The organism is Vibrio tasmaniensis, assembly GCF_024347635.1.
Taxonomy (GTDB): Bacteria; Pseudomonadota; Gammaproteobacteria; order Enterobacterales; family Vibrionaceae; genus Vibrio; species Vibrio tasmaniensis.
This window is the reverse complement of sequence record NZ_AP025510.1, coordinates 1,330,100-1,347,652: the sequence shown is the minus strand read 5'-3', so window position 1 is coordinate 1,347,652 and position 17,553 is coordinate 1,330,100. Positions and strand designations below refer to the sequence as shown.

The 17,553-nt window shown below is 45.0% G+C and carries 16 protein-coding genes; 7 read left to right on the top strand and 9 right to left on the bottom strand.

The window, feature by feature from the left end:
* Nucleotides 1–274 precede the first annotated feature (274 nt).
* Both speB and speA read right to left on the bottom strand, forming a co-directional pair.
* A complete protein-coding gene (gene speB, locus OCV44_RS06245) occupies nt 275–1,201 on the bottom strand; it encodes an agmatinase (protein WP_139685010.1) in 927 nt (308 codons plus the stop codon).
* Nucleotides 1,201–3,090: an arginine decarboxylase gene (speA, locus tag OCV44_RS06240; RefSeq protein ID WP_170967440.1), complete on the bottom strand. Its 1,890-nt coding sequence runs from the start codon at nt 3,088–3,090 to the stop codon at nt 1,201–1,203. The genes speB and speA overlap by 1 nt, the downstream gene beginning before the upstream one ends.
* 580 nt (nt 3,091–3,670) lie before the next feature.
* Here speA and OCV44_RS06235 point away from each other — a divergent pair.
* The 3 genes from OCV44_RS06235 (at nt 3,671) to OCV44_RS06225 (ending at nt 7,068) form a co-directional block, all read left to right on the top strand.
* Complete coding sequence (locus OCV44_RS06235; protein ID WP_139685011.1) at nt 3,671–5,107, top strand: coniferyl aldehyde dehydrogenase; 1,437 nt, start codon at nt 3,671–3,673, stop codon at nt 5,105–5,107.
* Nucleotides 5,104–5,682, top strand: coding sequence for a TetR/AcrR family transcriptional regulator (locus OCV44_RS06230; RefSeq protein WP_139685012.1), 579 nt, complete (start codon nt 5,104–5,106; stop codon nt 5,680–5,682). Before OCV44_RS06235 ends, OCV44_RS06230 begins: the two co-directional genes overlap by 4 nt.
* 147 nt (nt 5,683–5,829) lie before the next feature.
* Nucleotides 5,830–7,068: a leucine-rich repeat-containing protein kinase family protein gene (locus OCV44_RS06225; protein ID WP_139685013.1), complete on the top strand. Its 1,239-nt coding sequence runs from the start codon at nt 5,830–5,832 to the stop codon at nt 7,066–7,068.
* Between the two features lie 100 nt (nt 7,069–7,168).
* On the opposite strand, the gene OCV44_RS06220 is transcribed toward OCV44_RS06225, so the two are convergent.
* From OCV44_RS06220 to OCV44_RS06190, 7 genes are all read right to left on the bottom strand, one after another.
* Entirely contained in the window at nt 7,169–7,603 is a 435-nt protein-coding gene (locus OCV44_RS06220) for a hypothetical protein (RefSeq protein ID WP_139685014.1), read from the bottom strand.
* 35 nt (nt 7,604–7,638) lie between these two features.
* Complete coding sequence (gene yqfB, locus OCV44_RS06215; protein WP_139685015.1) at nt 7,639–7,956, bottom strand: N(4)-acetylcytidine aminohydrolase; 318 nt, start codon at nt 7,954–7,956, stop codon at nt 7,639–7,641.
* Nucleotides 7,957–8,180: 224 nt separating this feature from the next.
* Complete coding sequence (rplT, locus tag OCV44_RS06210; protein WP_004733517.1) at nt 8,181–8,534, bottom strand: 50S ribosomal protein L20; 354 nt, start codon at nt 8,532–8,534, stop codon at nt 8,181–8,183.
* A 42-nt stretch (nt 8,535–8,576) separates the two neighbouring features.
* On the bottom strand, nt 8,577–8,771 hold the full coding sequence (rpmI, locus tag OCV44_RS06205) for a 50S ribosomal protein L35 (protein ID WP_004733518.1): 195 nt from the start codon (nt 8,769–8,771) through the stop codon (nt 8,577–8,579).
* A 104-nt stretch (nt 8,772–8,875) separates the two neighbouring features.
* Complete coding sequence (gene infC / locus OCV44_RS06200; protein WP_009846505.1) at nt 8,876–9,346, bottom strand: translation initiation factor IF-3; 471 nt, start codon at nt 9,344–9,346, stop codon at nt 8,876–8,878.
* A gap of 83 nt (nt 9,347–9,429) precedes the next feature.
* A complete protein-coding gene (thrS, locus tag OCV44_RS06195) occupies nt 9,430–11,358 on the bottom strand; it encodes a threonine--tRNA ligase (RefSeq protein ID WP_029222173.1) in 1,929 nt (642 codons plus the stop codon).
* Nucleotides 11,359–11,733: 375 nt separating this feature from the next.
* Complete coding sequence (locus OCV44_RS06190; RefSeq protein WP_139686042.1) at nt 11,734–12,477, bottom strand: sporulation protein; 744 nt, start codon at nt 12,475–12,477, stop codon at nt 11,734–11,736.
* A 181-nt stretch (nt 12,478–12,658) separates the two neighbouring features.
* On the opposite strand from OCV44_RS06190, the gene hutC reads away from it, so the two are divergent.
* The 4 genes from hutC (at nt 12,659) to hutU (ending at nt 17,548) form a co-directional block, all read left to right on the top strand.
* Entirely contained in the window at nt 12,659–13,372 is a 714-nt protein-coding gene (gene hutC / locus OCV44_RS06185) for a histidine utilization repressor (RefSeq protein WP_139686043.1), read from the top strand.
* Between the two features lie 113 nt (nt 13,373–13,485).
* Nucleotides 13,486–14,736: an imidazolonepropionase gene (hutI, locus tag OCV44_RS06180; RefSeq protein WP_139686044.1), complete on the top strand. Its 1,251-nt coding sequence runs from the start codon at nt 13,486–13,488 to the stop codon at nt 14,734–14,736.
* Entirely contained in the window at nt 14,723–15,787 is a 1,065-nt protein-coding gene (hutG, locus tag OCV44_RS06175) for a formimidoylglutamase (RefSeq protein WP_139686045.1), read from the top strand. Before hutI ends, hutG begins: the two co-directional genes overlap by 14 nt.
* A gap of 66 nt (nt 15,788–15,853) precedes the next feature.
* Complete coding sequence (gene hutU / locus OCV44_RS06170; RefSeq protein WP_139686046.1) at nt 15,854–17,548, top strand: urocanate hydratase; 1,695 nt, start codon at nt 15,854–15,856, stop codon at nt 17,546–17,548.
* The last annotated feature ends 5 nt before the right edge of the window (nt 17,549–17,553 follow it).

Here is a 17,553-nt window from a genome sequence, read left to right as displayed (position 1 = left end):
GTTCAGCACAAAGCGGATGAAAAACCATTTATTAAGCGTATATTTCGCCAATTTCATATATGCCCATCAACATATTAAGGTGCTATGGAGGAACAATAGTCATGACTTATCATTCGATATACACATATCAAAAGGAATACGTTTTAGGACAAAACAATAGATACAAAAAAGCCGCCCGAGTTTAACTCGGGCGGCTTTTAGAAGATCATGTACCGCAATATGGTGTTTATCCGTAAAACGAGATTGTCACGTTCAACATGACTCGCTAACGATTTTATTTAGCTAAGCGATTCGCTGTCCAAACATAGAGTAGTTCGAGTGCGATAGTTGCACCTGCCAATGCTGTAATCTCGCTTTGGTCATACGCAGGAGACACTTCTACAACGTCCATGCCAACCATGTTGATACCCTGCAAACCACGAATGATTTTGAGCACTTTATCTGAGTTCAAACCACCACACACGGGTGTGCCCGTACCCGGAGCAAAAGCAGGATCCAGACAGTCAATATCAAATGTTAGATACACCGGCTTATCACCGACAATGCCTTTCACTTGAGCAATGATCTCGTCCACGCTCATGTCGTTCGCTTGCATCGCGTTAATAACGTTAAAGCCGTGACCTTCCTGCTTGTACTCTGTGCGAATACCCATTTGCACTGAATGTTCAGGCGAAATTAAACCTTCATTTGGCGCATGGTAGAACATGGTACCGTGATCGTAACGACTGCCCTGACTGTACGTGTCAGTATGTGCATCGAAGTGAATCAGCGCCATCTCACCGTACTTCTTGCCGTATGCTCTTAGCAAAGGCAATGTAATGAAGTGATCGCCACCTAAACCTAACAATGTTTTACCACTGTTTAGAATCGCATCAGCAGCCGCTTCTAAACGTTGAGTTAAGTCTTCAGCATCACCGCAATCAAACACAAGATCGCCCGCATCAATCACCGAGGTATGTTCGAATACATTGAAGTCCCAAGGAAACTTTTTGCCTTCCCACGCCAAGTTTACTGACGCACGACGAATCGCATCTGGTCCCATGCGCGCGCCCGGACGACCCGACGTCGCCATATCTAACGGCGCACCCAACACAACCACATCAGCGTCGTTATCAATTGGGTTTTGTACCAATGGACGACGCATAAACGTCATCGCATTGGAGTACAGCGAGTAATCGGGTTTGGTAAATAGATCGTTCATTAAAAATCCTCAAGATAGGTATAACCCATCAAGCCTTGTTCTAACTCTTCAAGTACACTTTGTTGCTCTTGCGCAGGTACTTTCGCCGTGACCAAATCTTTGTAGTTCTGACGAATAAGATCCGTATCGATGTGAACATAACGCATCATGTCTTCAACCGTATCGCCTTCATTGATGTAGTCGATATTCGCTTGACCGCTTTCGTCAACGTTGACCACTACACTGTGGGTATCACCAAATAGGTTATGCATATCACCCAAGATTTCTTGGTATGCGCCTACTAGGAAGAAGCCCATCAAGTAAGGTTCATCTGGGTTCCACGCAGGAACTGGCAGCGTTGTTTCAATACCTTGGCCATCAACGTACTGATCAATCGTACCGTCAGAATCACAGGTGATATCCAATACCACAGCGCGTCGCTCGTCCGCATTATCCAAACCACTTAGAGGCAATACAGGGAATACCTGATCGATACCCCAAGCATCTGGCAACGATTGAAACAACGAGAAGTTCACGAAAAACTTATCAGCCAAACGCTCGCTCAACTCATCCAAAATAGGACGGTGGTAACGGTTCTTAGTGCTCATTCGAGAGCTAAGTTCGTAGTTAATACGCAAAGACATCTGCTCTGCCCAAGCACGATGCTGAAGATTCAGCATACCTGTGGCAAATTGGTTGTGCGCCTCTGCGATGTCGCTCTGCGTGTCGTTGTAGATCTCGATCAACGCTCGGTCATCATTACCCGCATCTAGCTCTAAGAAGTTCTTCCACATGTTGTTTAGCAACATTGGTGCGTCAGCTTCTGGAGCCGCCATGTCTTCTGGAGAGTAGCTCTCGGTACCAATAACATTGGTCACAAGCACAGCGTGGTGCGCAGTCAGTGAGCGACCAGATTCCGAAATAATCACAGGTTGTGGCTGATTGTAGAGCTTACAAATGTCCCCTACTGTCATCACAATATTGCGAGCGTACTCAAGCAAACCGTAATTCATTGAGTTTGAAGACTGGCTGCGTGTGCCATCGTAATCCACCGCCAAGCCGCCACCGACATCGAGGTACTTCAATTGAGCACCGATATCGCGCAGTTCACAGTAGAAACGCGCCGCTTCACTCACGCCATTTCGTACATCACGAATGTTCGCCATTTGCGAACCTAGGTGGAAGTGCACTAGTTCAAGAACATCTAGCTGGTCTTCTGCTTTCAAGCGTTCAATAACGGTCAGTACTTGTGATGCAGACAAACCGAACTTCGATTTCTCGCCACCACTTGCTTGCCATTTACCTGCGCCTTGAGAAGCAAGACGAATACGCAAACCTAAACGAGGTTTCACGCCAAGCGCTTTCGCTTCAGAAAGAACAAGATCAAGCTCTGACAACTTCTCTAGAACGATAAATACTTTATGACCCAGCTTTTCACCAATCAGCGCAAGACGGATGTATTCTCTGTCTTTATAACCGTTACACACGATCACTGAGCTCGCTTTTTGAGCCAGCGCCAATACCGCTAATAGTTCAGGCTTGCTACCCGCTTCTAGACCTAGTTGCTTCTGCTCTAATTGAGCTTGGCTCGCTAAGATCTCATCAACCACTTCTTTCTGTTGGTTAACTTTAATCGGGTAAACAAGTAGGTAACGGTTGTCGTACTGATATTCGTCGATCGCTTGGTTAAATGCGTTACAGATATTGTGCACACGTTGATGCACTATTTGAGGAAAACGCACAAGAGCAGGCAAACCAATATTTCGCTGCTCTAACTGTTTTACGATCTGACTAAGTGGAACTTGATGATCAGTTTCGCTCGGTGAAACATACACCTCGCCATTATCATCAATTCCATAAAAACCTTGGCTCCAGTGCTTTACATTATACTCAGCACGGATGCGTTCCAAATTAACCGAATTTTCCAATTCTAGAGACCTCACACTATAGGGCCATCAACAGAAGATACCTCTTGGGAATAGCGAGGTATAACCCAACAAAAAACGTTCAAAAACGATTTGTTGGCTGCATTAACCGATATTATGAAGAGCGAGTCCAACCATTGATATTTGTGGTGACGATTGCGTTTTTTTATCGACAATCCGACTTAAAGTGACAGGTAAGGAATTACAAGGTTTTAGGGTAAGAAACAAGCTACAGCGCATTAAATACAAAGCACTTTCTAATAAAAAATCAGCTGAATAAAATACATTGGAAGCATAAAACCCTTAGTCAATTGGGTGAGGTTAAGTCAGAGTTGTGACGAATAAGAGCACTTCCCAATCTGAACTCTCGCGATCACAAACACAACTTGTATCCCGCGATTCTATGTCTATTAACACCTCGTTCTTCCAACTAAAACTCGCTCACTTCAATGTTGAAACCGCTCAATTATTGAACTTTTATTGCGCATATCTTGTATTCGCCTGGATATTCTTGTAGTTTCAACTGACCAACCAATCGGTCAGCTTTCGAATTTAGGGGGATACTATGAGCCATAATCTAGACCTTGAACCAAACACGTCGAACATCAACGACATGGATCAAATGTTCAACCGACAAAAAGACCACTACCGTAATAATGTTAATCCTGCACTTGAACAGAGAAGAAAAGATCTCTCGAAATTAAAAGCGTTGCTAATGCGCTACCAAGGGCAATTGATTGATGCGGTGTCTGAAGATTATGGCCATCGCGCAAAGCACGACAGCTTGATTGCTGATATCACCCCTTCTCTTCACCAAATTAATTACAGTGATAAGAACCTTAAAAAGTGGTTGAAGCCATCTCGTAGAAAAGCAGGCTTGATGCTGACACCAGCGAAGATCACTGTTCACTATCAACCGGTAGGCGTTGTAGGCATTATCGTTCCTTGGAACTTTCCTATAATGCTTTCTCTAGGTCCTCTCATCACTGCGTTAGCAGCGGGCAACACTGCAATGCTCAAGATGTCTGAGTTTACTCCAGCGACTAACCGAGTTTTAAAAGCCATGCTGGCTGAAGGCTTCAGTGAAGATCAGATAGCGATTATCGAAGGCGAAGCTGACGTTTCCGCTAAATTTAGCCAACTCCCGTTTGACCATATTCTATTTACTGGCTCGACCTCTGTGGGTAAGCACGTTATGAGAGCAGCAGCCGACAACTTAACACCAGTAACTTTGGAGTTAGGCGGCAAATCTCCAACCATCATTGCCCCTGACTTTGATGTGACGGACGCTGTTGAACGTATCCTGTTTGCAAAGAGCTTAAATGCTGGCCAGATTTGCGTAGCTCCTGATTACATATTATTGCCGCGAGATAAAACGGACGAGTTCATCACTGCCTATAAACGTTATTTCAAGAAACTTTATAAAGCCGGTATTGAGAGTAAGGACTTAACTTCAGTCATCAATATGCGCCAATACAATCGCTTGAAAGGTGTGATTGAAGACGCGCAAGCGAAAGGCGCGGTTGTTCACACGGTGACAGAACAAGCACAAGACGATGTGAACCACAGAATGACACCACACCTTCTAACAGATGTGAACGAAGATATGATCGCAATGCAAGAAGAGTTGTTTGGCCCTGTTCTGCCTATCGTGCCTTATGATTCTATTGAAGAAGCGATTAACTACATCACAACCAGAGAACGTCCACTTGCTCTGTACCTGATGAGCCATAATAAAGAAACCCAAGACCAGTTCTTGTCGAACACGCATTCCGGTGGCGTTTGTATTAACGACTCTTTGGTACATGTGGCAGCAGAAGACGCGCCGTTCGGTGGCATTGGCCCTTCAGGCATGGGTCACTACCACGGCATTGAAGGCTTCAAGACCTTTAGTCATGCCAAAACCGTTCTAAGTAGAGGAAAAATCAACTTCACCAAGTTAATGCATCCTCCTTACAACAACCCAATCAAAAAACTGATGTTCAAAGTACTCAATCGATGATCACTAAAAGACAAAAAATCCTAGATGCTGCGCTCCTGCTCTTCTCTCAACAAGGGCTAGAGGGCACATCTACCGGGCAAATAGCGAAAACAGCCGGTGTAGCGAAAGCGACGCTGTTTCACCACTTCGAGAATAAATCTCTATTGATTGACGAGCTGTTTCGTGAGCTGAAGTTAGAGCTGTTCTCTACCCTTCAACAACACACTGATATTGTCGAGCAGGATCTATATCAAACCTTTAAGTTCATGTGGTTCACAGGGATTGAATGGGCACTAGAGCATCCGGTTGCGATGAAGTTCTTCACCAATGTTCATTTCGACCCAACGACTCAAACTCGAGAAGTGATCGTCTCGCAGATGTTCGCATCGCTAGACGAAATCATTTTGAAAGGACAAGAGGACGGTGAATTGATGGCATTAGACATTAACCTTGTTAGGCACTTTATCCATAGCCACTTTTTGATTTGTGCAAACTGGCTGATTGAACAGAACGAATCTCCAACAGAGCAAACATCGAAATACATCAACGATAGCTTTGATATGTGTTGGCGAGCCGTCGGTGGGCAAAAACAATAGCTACCAAAACGCTGCAGTGCGATAAAGCAGACAAGCATCAAGGTAAGCAAGCTAAATTCGTTAGGCGAGTACTCTTCGAGAGGCTCGCCTTTCTTGATTGAGACAAGTAAACTACGCGCCTCGAACATCTATTCATAAGGCTAAGGTTTGCATACTCTAGAACAACTTAAATCAGGGCAACTTAAAGGGATTAAGCACTTAAAACTGTCAGCAGATCTCACCGAATTTCCATTAGAGATCTTAGAGCTTGCCGATTCTCTAGAGGTTTTAGACCTTTATGGAAACCAGCTATCAAGCTTACCAGACGAGCTATCACAGCTGACTAACCTGCGTATCATCTTCGCGTCGAATAACCTGTTCACGCACCTTCCTGATGTTCTAGGTACTCTTCCTAAGCTCGAAATGGTTGGCTTCAAATCTAACCACATTAAAACCGTTAGCGAACAATCTTTACCTGCTCAATTACGTTGGTTGATCCTGACAGACAATGCAATCGAAGTTTTGCCTAGTTCACTAGGTGAAAGACCCCGCCTGCAAAAGCTCGCATTGGCGGGTAACAAGATTCGCGTTCTACCAGAAAGCATGGGAAACTTATCAAACCTTGAGCTAGTTCGTCTGTCTGCAAACCAACTGACTGAGTTCCCGGAGTTCCTAATCAAGCTACCAAAACTGGCTTGGTTAGCCTTTGCGGGTAACCCGTTTTGTAAACACCCTAGCAGCTTAGATAGCGTGCCTGCCGTTAGCTCGCAATGCTACTCACTCAATCAAGTACTTGGCCAAGGTGCGTCTGGCGTAATTTCACATGCTAACTGGTTAAACCGTGACTTTGATTTCCCACAAGAAGTGGCCGTTAAAGTATTCAAAGGCGAAGTCACCAGTGACGGTTACCCACATGATGAACTTGAAGCGTGTCTTCAAGCAGGCCAACATAGCAACCTAGTGAAGTCTATTGCTCAAGTTGATGAAGAGAACTACCTAGCGTTGGTGATGGAGCTTATCCCGAGCAGCTATTACAACCTAGGCTTACCCCCGACTCTTGAAAGCTGTACTCGTGATACGTTCAACGAAGGCTTCGAGCTTTCAATTGCTCAAATCAATAGCATTACAGAGCAGATGATTGATGTGTTTGAACACCTTCATACCAACAAAGTTTGTCATGGTGATCTATACGCACACAACACCTTGGTTAACGAGCAAGGCCAAATGATCTTTGGAGACTTTGGCGCTGCAACTATCTACGGCTACCTCACTGAAGAGCAGCAACAAGGTATTCGTCGCATTGAAGCGCGTGCATTGAAGTACTTTATTGAAGACTTACTGACCGTATGTGCAAAACAAGATCAAGGCAGCGAGCTTTATACTCGATTGGCGAACTTCGAAGCTTAATAGCTTAATAGCTTAAACGACTCAGTCGAATTAAGAACAACAAAGCCAACATCACTGTTGGCTTTTTCATATGTTCATAAAACGAATCATAGCTAAACGTTTAGCGTTCAACTTGAACGAGTTTCAAGTACGAATGCAACTCACCGTTCTTATACTCAACCGCAGAGTGGATATTGAGGTCTTTACACGCGACAACATCAAACTGGTAACGATTGTCACCTTTATTGATTTCGACTTGCAGCAACCCGCTTTTCAGCAACCAATGACCTTCGGTTTCAAATCGGTCAAACAAACGATATTCAGTTAAGCTACCATCAGAATAAAAGTGCACCTCGGTAATGTAGCCTGCTGGGCAACTTTTTACCCAAGTCCGCCCTAAGACATCTTCTTCAACAAAGTTTCTTTTGCTCTCGCACCACTTTAAATAATCGGCACTCTCGCTCAGATCACTATCTAAGTCATGCTTAGCCAGTAACGTCTGGTCTTGTTGTTCGCGACAGTAAAGCTGAAGCAGTGTCTGCTGGTTATTACTCATTAATCGCCATCCCTAGCTAGTCAATCCAATAAGGCTTAAGCTACCAACTCATAAGAGACAACATAAAGTTCAGAGATCCCTGGGTAGATATCTTGAATCACCCCCTTCAGGACTTCTAGCGTCATGTTCTCTTGCTGAGCATGGAATTCACCTAAGTCATCAAACAGAATAGGTTCAACACTGATGATCTTAAGGTTACAGAACACACGGCCTTGCTCTAGCGTCGATACTTCCACAACACTACCTGGTTGGTAGTCGCGTTCAGATTCATCGCGAATAGTAATGGTCTTTTTGCCAGAAAGGATGTCAGTTTCAAAACGTTCGAAGAACGTCATAGTGGTAGGTGCGCTCATTTATCTCGGTCGCTTAACATTTAAAGGTTAGGTAGATGTTTATATACCAGAATGCCTGTTCAAGCGAACAAAAATTAGATGCGAGATGCGAGATGCGAGATGCGAGATGCGAGATGCGAGATGCGAGATGCGAGATGCGAGAGAATATGGCAGAGCCAAATCGCAGGCAATAAAAAAGGAGAACCGAAGTTCTCCTTTTCTTAAACCTTTAAGCTAACTCTAAATTATAGAGATGCTTTCGCTTTTTCAACTAGAACAGCAAATGCTGCTTTGTCGAATACTGCGATGTCAGCAAGAATCTTACGGTCGATCTCGATAGATGCTTTCTTAAGGCCATTGATGAAACGGCTGTAAGATAGACCATTTTGACGAGATGCCGCATTGATACGTGCAATCCAAAGTTGACGGAATTGACGTTTCTTGTTGCGACGGTCACGGTAAGCGTATTGACCAGCTTTGGTAACTGCTTGGAAAGCTACGCGGTAAACACGTGAACGTGCTCCGTAGTAACCTTTAGCTTGTTTTAGAACTTTCTTATGACGTGCACGAGCTTGTACACCACGTTTTACGCGAGGCATTATGCTTCTCCTAAACTAAACGAATTTATAAACTAAAAAGAATTAAGCGTATGGCATCATACGTAGAACTGCAGCCACTTCACATTTAGGAAGGATTGAGTTCGGACGAAGCTGACGCTTGTTCTTAGTAGTACGCTTAGTCAGGATGTGACGTTTACCAGCGTGCTTAAACTTAATACCACCAGCAGTTTTCTGGAAACGCTTAGCAGCACCTTTGTTGGTTTTCATCTTAGGCATGATGAATAACTCCGCATTGTTGAGTTGTTAATAACATAGTAATTAGGGCGAATAAAACCCTACAGCCTATGGCTGCAAGGTTTAATTACTTGTAAAGCCGTTAATTACTTCTTTTTAGGGGCCAACACCATGATCATCTGGCGACCTTCAATTCTCGTTGGGAAAGATTCGACAACTGCAAATTCTTCAGTATCTACTTTCAAACGATTAAGAACGTCAACACCGATTTCTTGGTGAGCCATTTCGCGGCCACGGAAGCGAATTGTTACCTTCACTTTGTTGCCGTCTTCAAGGAAACCAGTCAGGTTGCGTAGTTTTACCTGATAGTCTCCAATATCAGTTCCAGGTCGGAATTTAATTTCCTTGATCTGAACCTGCTTTTGCTTTTTCTTCTGCTCTTTCGCAGCTTTGCTCTTCTCGAAGAGGAACTTACCGTAGTCCATCACACGACAAACTGGCGGCTCGGCGTTAGGGCTGATCTCTACAAGATCCATACCAGCTTCATTTGCAGCTTCCATCGCTTCAGCGATTGTTACTACACCAACAGCTTCGCCGTCTGCGCCAGTTAGACGCACTTCACGAACGCCACGAATGTCACCGTTTAAACGGTGCTGGTTTTGTTTGGCCGGTTGTTGGCCACGTCTTCCGCCTTTAATAGCTATTCCTCCAGATTGAGCTTACGGTTTGAAACCTCGGCTTGGATGTATGAAATAAAGTCATCCACTTTAAATTTGCCAAGGTCCTTACCTTTACGTGTACGTACTGCAATTTCGCCGGCTTCCATTTCTTGGTCACCACACACAAGCATGAACGGTACACGTTTCAAAGTATGTTCGCGGATTTTAAAGCCAATCTTCTCATTTCTCAAGTCTGCTTTGACTCTAAATCCACTTTTTTGCAGTTTTTTCGCAATTTCTTGTACATATTCAGACTGTTTGTCTGTAATGCCCATAACAATTGCTTGTTCTGGCGCCAACCACGTTGGGAAGAAGCCAGCGTATTCTTCAATAAGAATACCGATGAAGCGTTCTAGTGAACCTAAAATCGCGCGGTGGATCATAACTGGCGTGTGACGCTCGTTATCTTCACCTACGTAAGTTGCACCTAAACGTTCTGGTAATGCAAAATCGAGCTGCACTGTACCACATTGCCATGCGCGGTCCAAACAATCATGCAAAGTAAATTCAATCTTAGGTCCGTAGAACGCACCCTCGCCTTCTTGAATCTCGTATGCAATCTCCATCGCCTCAAGCGCTTGCTTAAGATCGGCCTCTGCACGGTCCCACATTTCGTCTGAACCTACGCGCTGTTCTGGACGAGTAGATAGCTTAACAACAATGTTTTCGAAACCGAAAGTTGTGTAAGTATCGTAAACCATTTCAATACAAGCTTTAACTTCTTGCTGAACTTGGTCTTCAGTACAGAATACGTGAGCATCATCTTGAGTGAAGCCACGAACACGCATAATGCCGTGAAGTGCGCCAGACGGCTCGTTACGGTGACATGAGCCGAACTCAGCCATACGTAGCGGTAGATCACGGTAAGATTTCAAACCTTGGTTAAAGATTTGAACATGACCAGGACAGTTCATTGGCTTAATCGCGTATTCACGGTTCTCTGAAGAAGTAGTGAACATCGCTTCAGCGTACTTATCCCAGTGACCAGAACGTTCCCAAAGAACACGGTCCATCATTAATGGGCCTTTAACTTCTTGGTAATCGTACTCAGTCAGCTTCTGACGAATAAATACTTCTAGCTCACGGAAGATAGTCCAACCATTGTGATGCCAGAACACCATGCCTGGTGCTTCTTGCTGCATGTGGAATAGATCTAAGTGCTTACCGATTTTACGGTGATCACGCTTAGCCGCTTCTTCTAGGCGCACTAGGTGAGCCTTAAGCGCTTTCTTGTCGTGGAATGCAGTGCCGTAGATACGTTGAAGCATCTTGTTGTCACTGTTGCCACGCCAGTAAGCACCCGCTACGTTAAGTAACGTGAAGTGTTGGCAGAAGCCCATATGTGGAACGTGTGGACCACGACACATATCGATGTATTCTTCATGATGGTACAGGCCTGGACGATCGTCTTTAGAAACGTTCTCATCCAAGATTTCAATCTTGTAAGTCTCGCCGCGAGCTTCGAATGCGTCACGCGCTTCCTGCCAGCTAACTTTCTTCTTAACAACCTGATACTTGGTCTTCGCTAGCTCTTTCATACGCTTTTCAATCTTTTCTAGATCTTCTTGCGTTAGAGAGTGCTCAAGGTCGATATCGTAGTAGAAACCGTTATCGATGGTAGGACCGATCGCCATTTTCGCTTCTGGAAAAAGCTGCTTAATCGCGTGACCTAAAAGGTGAGCACAAGAGTGACGAACGATCTCAAGGCCATCAACTTCATCTTTAGCAGTGATGATTTCTAGGCTTGCATCGTTTTCGATAAGATCACAAGCATCAACACGCTCGCCATCTACACGACCAGCAATGGTTGCTTTCGCAAGACCAGGACCGATTGATAAGGCAACATCTAGAGTTGATACAGGGTTGTCAAATTGACGCTGACTACCGTCAGGAAGAGTAATAATTGGCATTATTTGTCCTTTACAGTGGTGTTGCACACCAAGCAACACATGAAAATGTTTAATATATGTTTTTCAACCAACAAGTATGTTGATCGGAGATATATGCATAATAAAGATACCCACATAAAAGCAAATACAGATGCCCCGTTTGTGAGTAGCCGAACATTGTAACGAAATTATATGAAATGACAATGTTAGTCCCACAGCACTACAAAGACTACATGACCAAAATGTCTCTTCTATATAGCTCCTTCCATCGCCTAGACCTAATTTTCAATGACTGATCCTTTCTCTTTATTTATAAAAAAGCCGAACGGGTAAGTTCGGCTTTAGAAATCGTATTGTCTCCATCAATAGACAGAGTGACTACTAAAAGAAAGGTAACTATGCACTCATGATTCTTGAGACTGCGTTGCGGATGTCTGAGTCGGCAGCGTTAGCAGGCAAGCTGAATGAGATGTATTGGTCGCCGCGGAAGCTCATTGAACGGTCGATTTCAGCTAAGCAGTGAACCATTGAGCCTTCTACAATGAATGACAGTTCGATCTCTTTATTATTCATGAAGCCACCGCTGCGAAATTCAATCTCTTGGTAACAGCCCGAACGAGAAGCAAAGCTGTTGCCGTTTAAGAAGCCCTTCTCTACATCAGCTTTCACCATTGCCATTCCCGATGCTTCCACACCTTGGATGATTTTAGCGACTGTTGGCAGTGGGTGTACGGAGATAAAGTCACGATCTTTAGGATCAATCGCGAAGCCGATATCTAGGTTGGTTTCAACCCACACATGGCATTGGTTCATTTGTGCATTCAATGCGGTGACTGGCGTTTCGTCATTTAACTTAAGGCGGAATGGCACCAATTTGGTTTCACCCGGTTGGACAACGAAAGGCTCTACAGCTTGAATACGACCCAGTGAAAAGGTTTCATAGCTGGTGCTGTCTTCCGTTTCTACTTTTACTTCTGTGTTGAGAACCAAGTTGATCAGGTCGATTTGTTGCTCAACGTCGCCACCAACAATGTGAACATTGCCAGACAACTCTCCACCTTGGAAAACTTCAATATTATCTAAGACGGTATCAACCTTTGCTGCACCGATGCCCAACGAGGCCTTTAATTTCTTAAACATATTATTTCCCTTTCTAATTATCTGATTTACGAATAGTTATTGCGTGACAATTTGCGACACTTGCCTCACAGAATCAAGCAATTTGCCCCATCTATGTTGAATAAAGTCATATTGCCCGAGGAAATGTTGAAATCGTGAATAAATCCGTTACTCTATTTGTATAGTCAAATAAGGTTTCATTATGTCGAAAGCACCGCTCTACCTTCAGATAAAACAGTTCATAGACGACAATATCACTAGTGGTCACTGGCCAGTGGGTTACCAGATAACCACAGAGCTCGAACTCACCGAGCAGTTCAAAGTGAGCAGAATGACGGTCAATAAAGCCATTCGAGATCTGGTGTCTGAAGGCAAACTCATCAGGAAGCCAAGGCTTGGTACTTTTGTTTGTGAGCCTGACGAAAAAGCGCAATCTCCCCTACTTGATATCAACAACATCGCGCAAGAGATCAAAGACCGAGGTCAAACGTATGCTAGCCAGGTTATCAAGCACAAGAGCATCAAGGCAGATGAAAGCACCGCTACACGGTTAGGTGTGATGATCAATGCCGAACTATTCTATAGTGAAATCATCCACTTTGCTGACAACACACCGATTCAATTGGAAGCGCGCTGGGTGAACTCGCAAGCCGCACCAAAATACCTAGAGCAAGACTTTTCAACCTCTACACCCAACGAATACCTTTCAAAAAGCTGCCCGTTAAGTGCTATCGAGCACACGGTTGAAGCCATTATTCCTGACTCTCAAATCAGAACGTCACTAAAACTATCTGAATCAGAGCCTTGCCTTCTTTTGAATAGAAGAACATGGAGTAAAGAGCGCCTCATCAGCTTTGCATTGCTCTACCATCCTGGTTCTAAGTACAAATTAAGCTCCAAGATACTTCTAAATTAAAGAACATCATCCTGATCGCCGATCACATTTTTGCAACATCGACTTGATTCGGGTCAGCGTTTAGCCTATTTATTTGTATATACATTTAATGTTTAGCAAAGATCTAGGTGATTATGAATTTGATCCTCAAAAACGCACGAGTGGTCTCCATGAGCTCGGGAGTCGACGGTTATCAGCCCTCTTCCCCTCAAGATATCGTTATCGGAAACGGTAAGATCGTGTCCATCTCTTGTTCAAACCAAGGCGCACTTGCTTCTGAGTTAGAACAACTGAGCACAGGTAGCTCTGCGGATTACATCATCTATGATTGCAAGAACAAACTAGTAACACCTGGGTTAATTGATTGCCACACTCATCTCGTATTTGCGGGTAATCGTGCCAACGAGTTTGAGCAACGTTTGAATGGTGTTTCTTACACCGACATCGCCAAGCAAGGCGGCGGCATTCTTGCGACAGTAACCGCGACACGCGCAGCGCAAGAATCCGAACTAGTTGAAATGGCACTACCTAGACTAGATGGTCTGCTAAGAAGTGGCGTAACCAGCATCGAAGTAAAATCTGGCTATGGTTTAACGCTTGATGATGAACTCAAGATGTTACGCGCAGCTAAAGCGTTAGAGAATCATCGCCGAATTAAGATCACCACCACTCTCCTTGCAGCGCATGCTGTGCCACCTGAATATAAAGAACAACCGGACAGCTATATCGATCTGGTTTGCCAAGAGATCATTCCTAAAGCTGCAGAGAAAGGGCTCGCCGATGCAGTTGACGTGTTCTGCGAATCTATCGGCTTCAACCTAGAACAAACCGAACGTGTCTTTGCAGCAGCCAAAGCGCATGGGCTAGCGATTAAAGGCCACACTGAACAACTTTCGAATATGGGTGGCAGCGCGCTTGCAGCTAAATACGGTGCTCTATCTGTTGACCATGTTGAGTACTTAGATGAAGTTGGTGTAAAGGCACTGGCGGAATCAGGCACAGTTGCCACCTTGCTACCCGGTGCTTTCTATTTCTTGAAAGAGACTCAACAACCGCCCGTTGCCCTACTTCGTGAACACAACATTCCAATGGCGATCGCGACCGACCTAAACCCCGGCACGTCTCCCTTTGCTGATTTAACGCTGATGATGAACATGAGCTGCACCTTATTTGGCACGACGCCTGAAGAAGCACTGCGTGGTGTGACTTGTCATGCTGCGGCTGCTATTGGCGACTCACAAACTAAAGGCAAAATTGAAGTTGGTTATGCCGCTGATTTAGCTATCTGGAATATCGAGCACCCTGCCGACTTAAGCTATCAAGTTGGTGTTCCTCATCTGCATAAACGCATTGTTAACGGCGAGGTGTGTCATGACTCAATCTAATTCCAACGGCATTCAAAAGAACTCAGAAACCGTACATAACTTCGTGTGGACGGGACGCAATGATCTTGAAGATGGCGCACTCGGCACACGCGTACATCACATTACCAAGCAAGTGCAACATAGTGGCTTAAGTAACGAGCTTAATGACCGTGCCATCGCCTTGGTCGGCTTTGCCAGCGATGCTGGAGTTGCAAGAAATAAAGGACGCGTAGGCGCGAAACAAGCACCTAACCTGATTCGTCAAGCGTTGGCTAATATGGCTTGGCACAATGACGCATACATTGCTGACCTTGGTGATATCGAGTGCAATGATGGTCAATTAGAAGTCAGTCAAAAACAGTGTGCTTCTGTGATTGCCAATGCTTTAGCAACCAGCAAAGTGATTACCCTTGGCGGTGGTCACGAAGTGGCTTGGGCATCGTTCCAAGGCCTCGCTGAACATTTGCATAAAGTGGAAGATCTACATAAAGCAGAACACCTTGATAAAGATCAGCCAGAACAGAAACCTAAGCTCGGCATCGTTAATTTTGATGCTCACTTTGATCTTAGAGAATTCGAAAGCGACATTGCAGATGTTAAACCCAGTTCAGGTACGCCTTTTAATCAGATCAGCGATTACTGCCACACACATCAGTGGCCGTTTCATTACGCTTGTCTTGGTGTGAGTGCTGCCAGCAATACCAAAGCGCTGTTCAATAAAGCCGACCAGCTAGGTGTTTGGTATGAACACGACCGCAACATGACCCAAATAAACCAAGTCGCTCAACTGGTTAAGTTACAAAAATTCATCGCTGAGTGTGATTACCTCTATCTCACTATAGACCTAGACGTATTCCCAGCAGCGACAGCACCGGGTGTAAGTGCACCAGCGGCAAGAGGCGTGAGCTATGAAGCACTTGCTCCTTTTCTAGAACAGATTTTCAAACACAGTGAAAAACTCATTATCGCGGACATTGCGGAATACAACCCAGACTACGACATCGATGGCCAAACGGCTCGATTGGCTGCACGTTTGTGTTGGGATATAGCCAGTGCAATGGCCAGCGACTAATCCAGCTATACCGATAACTACAACTACAACTACAACGATATAACGTGAAACAGAAGGAATTCCAAAATGACGGAACACCACAACAGTGACCCTCGTCTCGACACGACTCGCGAAATTCGCGCACCTCATGGCACCACTTTGCGCGCTAAATCTTGGTTAACAGAAGCACCACTGCGTATGCTGATGAATAACCTAGACCCTGATGTGGCAGAACACCCACATGCACTGGTTGTGTATGGTGGTATTGGTCGCGCTGCGCGTGATTGGAAATGTTATGACAAGATTGTTGAAGTATTAGAGCGTTTAGAAGACGACCAAACGCTGCTTGTTCAATCAGGTAAACCTGTAGGCGTGTTCCCGACTCATAAAAACGCACCTCGCGTACTGATAGCGAATTCTAACCTTGTTCCACACTGGGCGAACTGGGAACACTTCAACGAGCTCGATAAAGAAGGCTTGATGATGTACGGCCAAATGACAGCAGGCAGCTGGATTTACATTGGTTCACAAGGCATCGTCCAAGGCACTTATGAAACGTTTGTCGCTATCGCGAAGAAACACTTCCAAGGCGAAGCAAACGGCAAGTGGGTTCTAACAGGTGGTCTTGGCGGTATGGGTGGTGCTCAACCTCTTGCTGCAACAATGGCAGGTTTCTCGATGATTGCGGTTGAATGTGACGAATCACGAATCGATTACCGCTTGCGTACTGGTTATGTCGACAAAAAAGCCACCAGCATCGATGAAGCGATGACTATGATTAAAGAATCAGACACACCAATCTCTGTTGGCCTACTAGGTAACGCTGCAGACATATTCCCAGAACTAGTTGAACGCAATATCACACCTGACGTAGTGACTGACCAAACCTCTGCCCACGATCCACTGAACGGTTACTTGCCTCAAGGTTGGACGATGGAGAAAGCAGCGCAAGAGCGCACCATTGATGAAGCGAAAGTGGTGAAAGCCGCTAAGCAATCAATGGCGATTCAAGTACAAGCTATGCTAGATCTTCAATACCGTGGCGCTGCGACCGTAGATTACGGCAACAACATTCGTCAAATGGCACTTGAAGAAGGTGTGGAAAACGCATTTGATTTCCCAGGCTTCGTTCCTGCTTATATTCGTCCTTTATTCTGTGAAGGCATCGGACCATTCCGTTGGGCTGCCCTATCCGGCGACCCAGAAGACATCTACAAAACAGACCAAAAAGTAAAAGAACTGATTCCAGACAACCCACATCTACACAACTGGCTAGACATGGCACGTGAACGCATTCAGTTCCAAGGCCTACCTGCTCGTATTTGTTGGGTTGGCTTGAAAGATCGTGAACGTTTAGGCCAAGCATTCAATGAAATGGTTAAAAATGGTGAACTGAAAGCACCGGTTGTTATCGGTCGTGACCACCTAGATTCAGGTTCAGTTGCAAGCCCGAACCGCGAAACAGAAGGCATGATGGATGGATCAGATGCTGTATCAGATTGGCCTCTATTGAACGCTCTGCTAAATACTGCAGGCGGCGCAACATGGGTTTCTCTGCACCACGGTGGCGGCGTTGGCATGGGCTTCTCACAACACTCAGGTATGGTGATTTGTTGTGATGGCAGTGAAGATGCATCGCAACGTATTGCTCGTGTACTTCACAATGATCCGGCCACTGGCGTTATGCGTCATGCTGATGCGGGTTACGATATTGCCAAGCAGTGTGCTCAAAAGCAGAAGCTTGATTTACCTATGCTAAACGAAGAACTTCGTCGCCTTTAATGTCT

What these genes read in the sequence shown, in the direction of transcription:
- speB (WP_139685010.1), bottom strand. Translation starts at nt 1,201, where the DNA reads ATGAACGATCTATTTACCAAACCCGATTACTCGCTGTACTCCAATGCG.
- OCV44_RS06230 (WP_139685012.1), top strand. Translation starts at nt 5,104, where the DNA reads ATGATCACTAAAAGACAAAAAATCCTAGATGCTGCGCTCCTGCTCTTC.
- rpmI (WP_004733518.1), bottom strand. Translation starts at nt 8,771, where the DNA reads ATGCCTAAGATGAAAACCAACAAAGGTGCTGCTAAGCGTTTCCAGAAA.
- hutI (WP_139686044.1), top strand. Translation starts at nt 13,486, where the DNA reads ATGAATTTGATCCTCAAAAACGCACGAGTGGTCTCCATGAGCTCGGGA.
- hutG (WP_139686045.1), top strand. Translation starts at nt 14,723, where the DNA reads ATGACTCAATCTAATTCCAACGGCATTCAAAAGAACTCAGAAACCGTA.
- OCV44_RS06190 (WP_139686042.1), bottom strand. Translation starts at nt 12,477, where the DNA reads ATGTTTAAGAAATTAAAGGCCTCGTTGGGCATCGGTGCAGCAAAGGTT.
- hutU (WP_139686046.1), top strand. Translation starts at nt 15,854, where the DNA reads ATGACGGAACACCACAACAGTGACCCTCGTCTCGACACGACTCGCGAA.
- hutC (WP_139686043.1), top strand. Translation starts at nt 12,659, where the DNA reads ATGTCGAAAGCACCGCTCTACCTTCAGATAAAACAGTTCATAGACGAC.
- rplT (WP_004733517.1), bottom strand. Translation starts at nt 8,534, where the DNA reads ATGCCTCGCGTAAAACGTGGTGTACAAGCTCGTGCACGTCATAAGAAA.
- yqfB (WP_139685015.1), bottom strand. Translation starts at nt 7,956, where the DNA reads ATGAGCGCACCTACCACTATGACGTTCTTCGAACGTTTTGAAACTGAC.
- OCV44_RS06220 (WP_139685014.1), bottom strand. Translation starts at nt 7,603, where the DNA reads ATGAGTAATAACCAGCAGACACTGCTTCAGCTTTACTGTCGCGAACAA.
- thrS (WP_029222173.1), bottom strand. Translation starts at nt 11,358, where the DNA reads ATGCCAATTATTACTCTTCCTGACGGTAGTCAGCGTCAATTTGACAAC.
- OCV44_RS06235 (WP_139685011.1), top strand. Translation starts at nt 3,671, where the DNA reads ATGAGCCATAATCTAGACCTTGAACCAAACACGTCGAACATCAACGAC.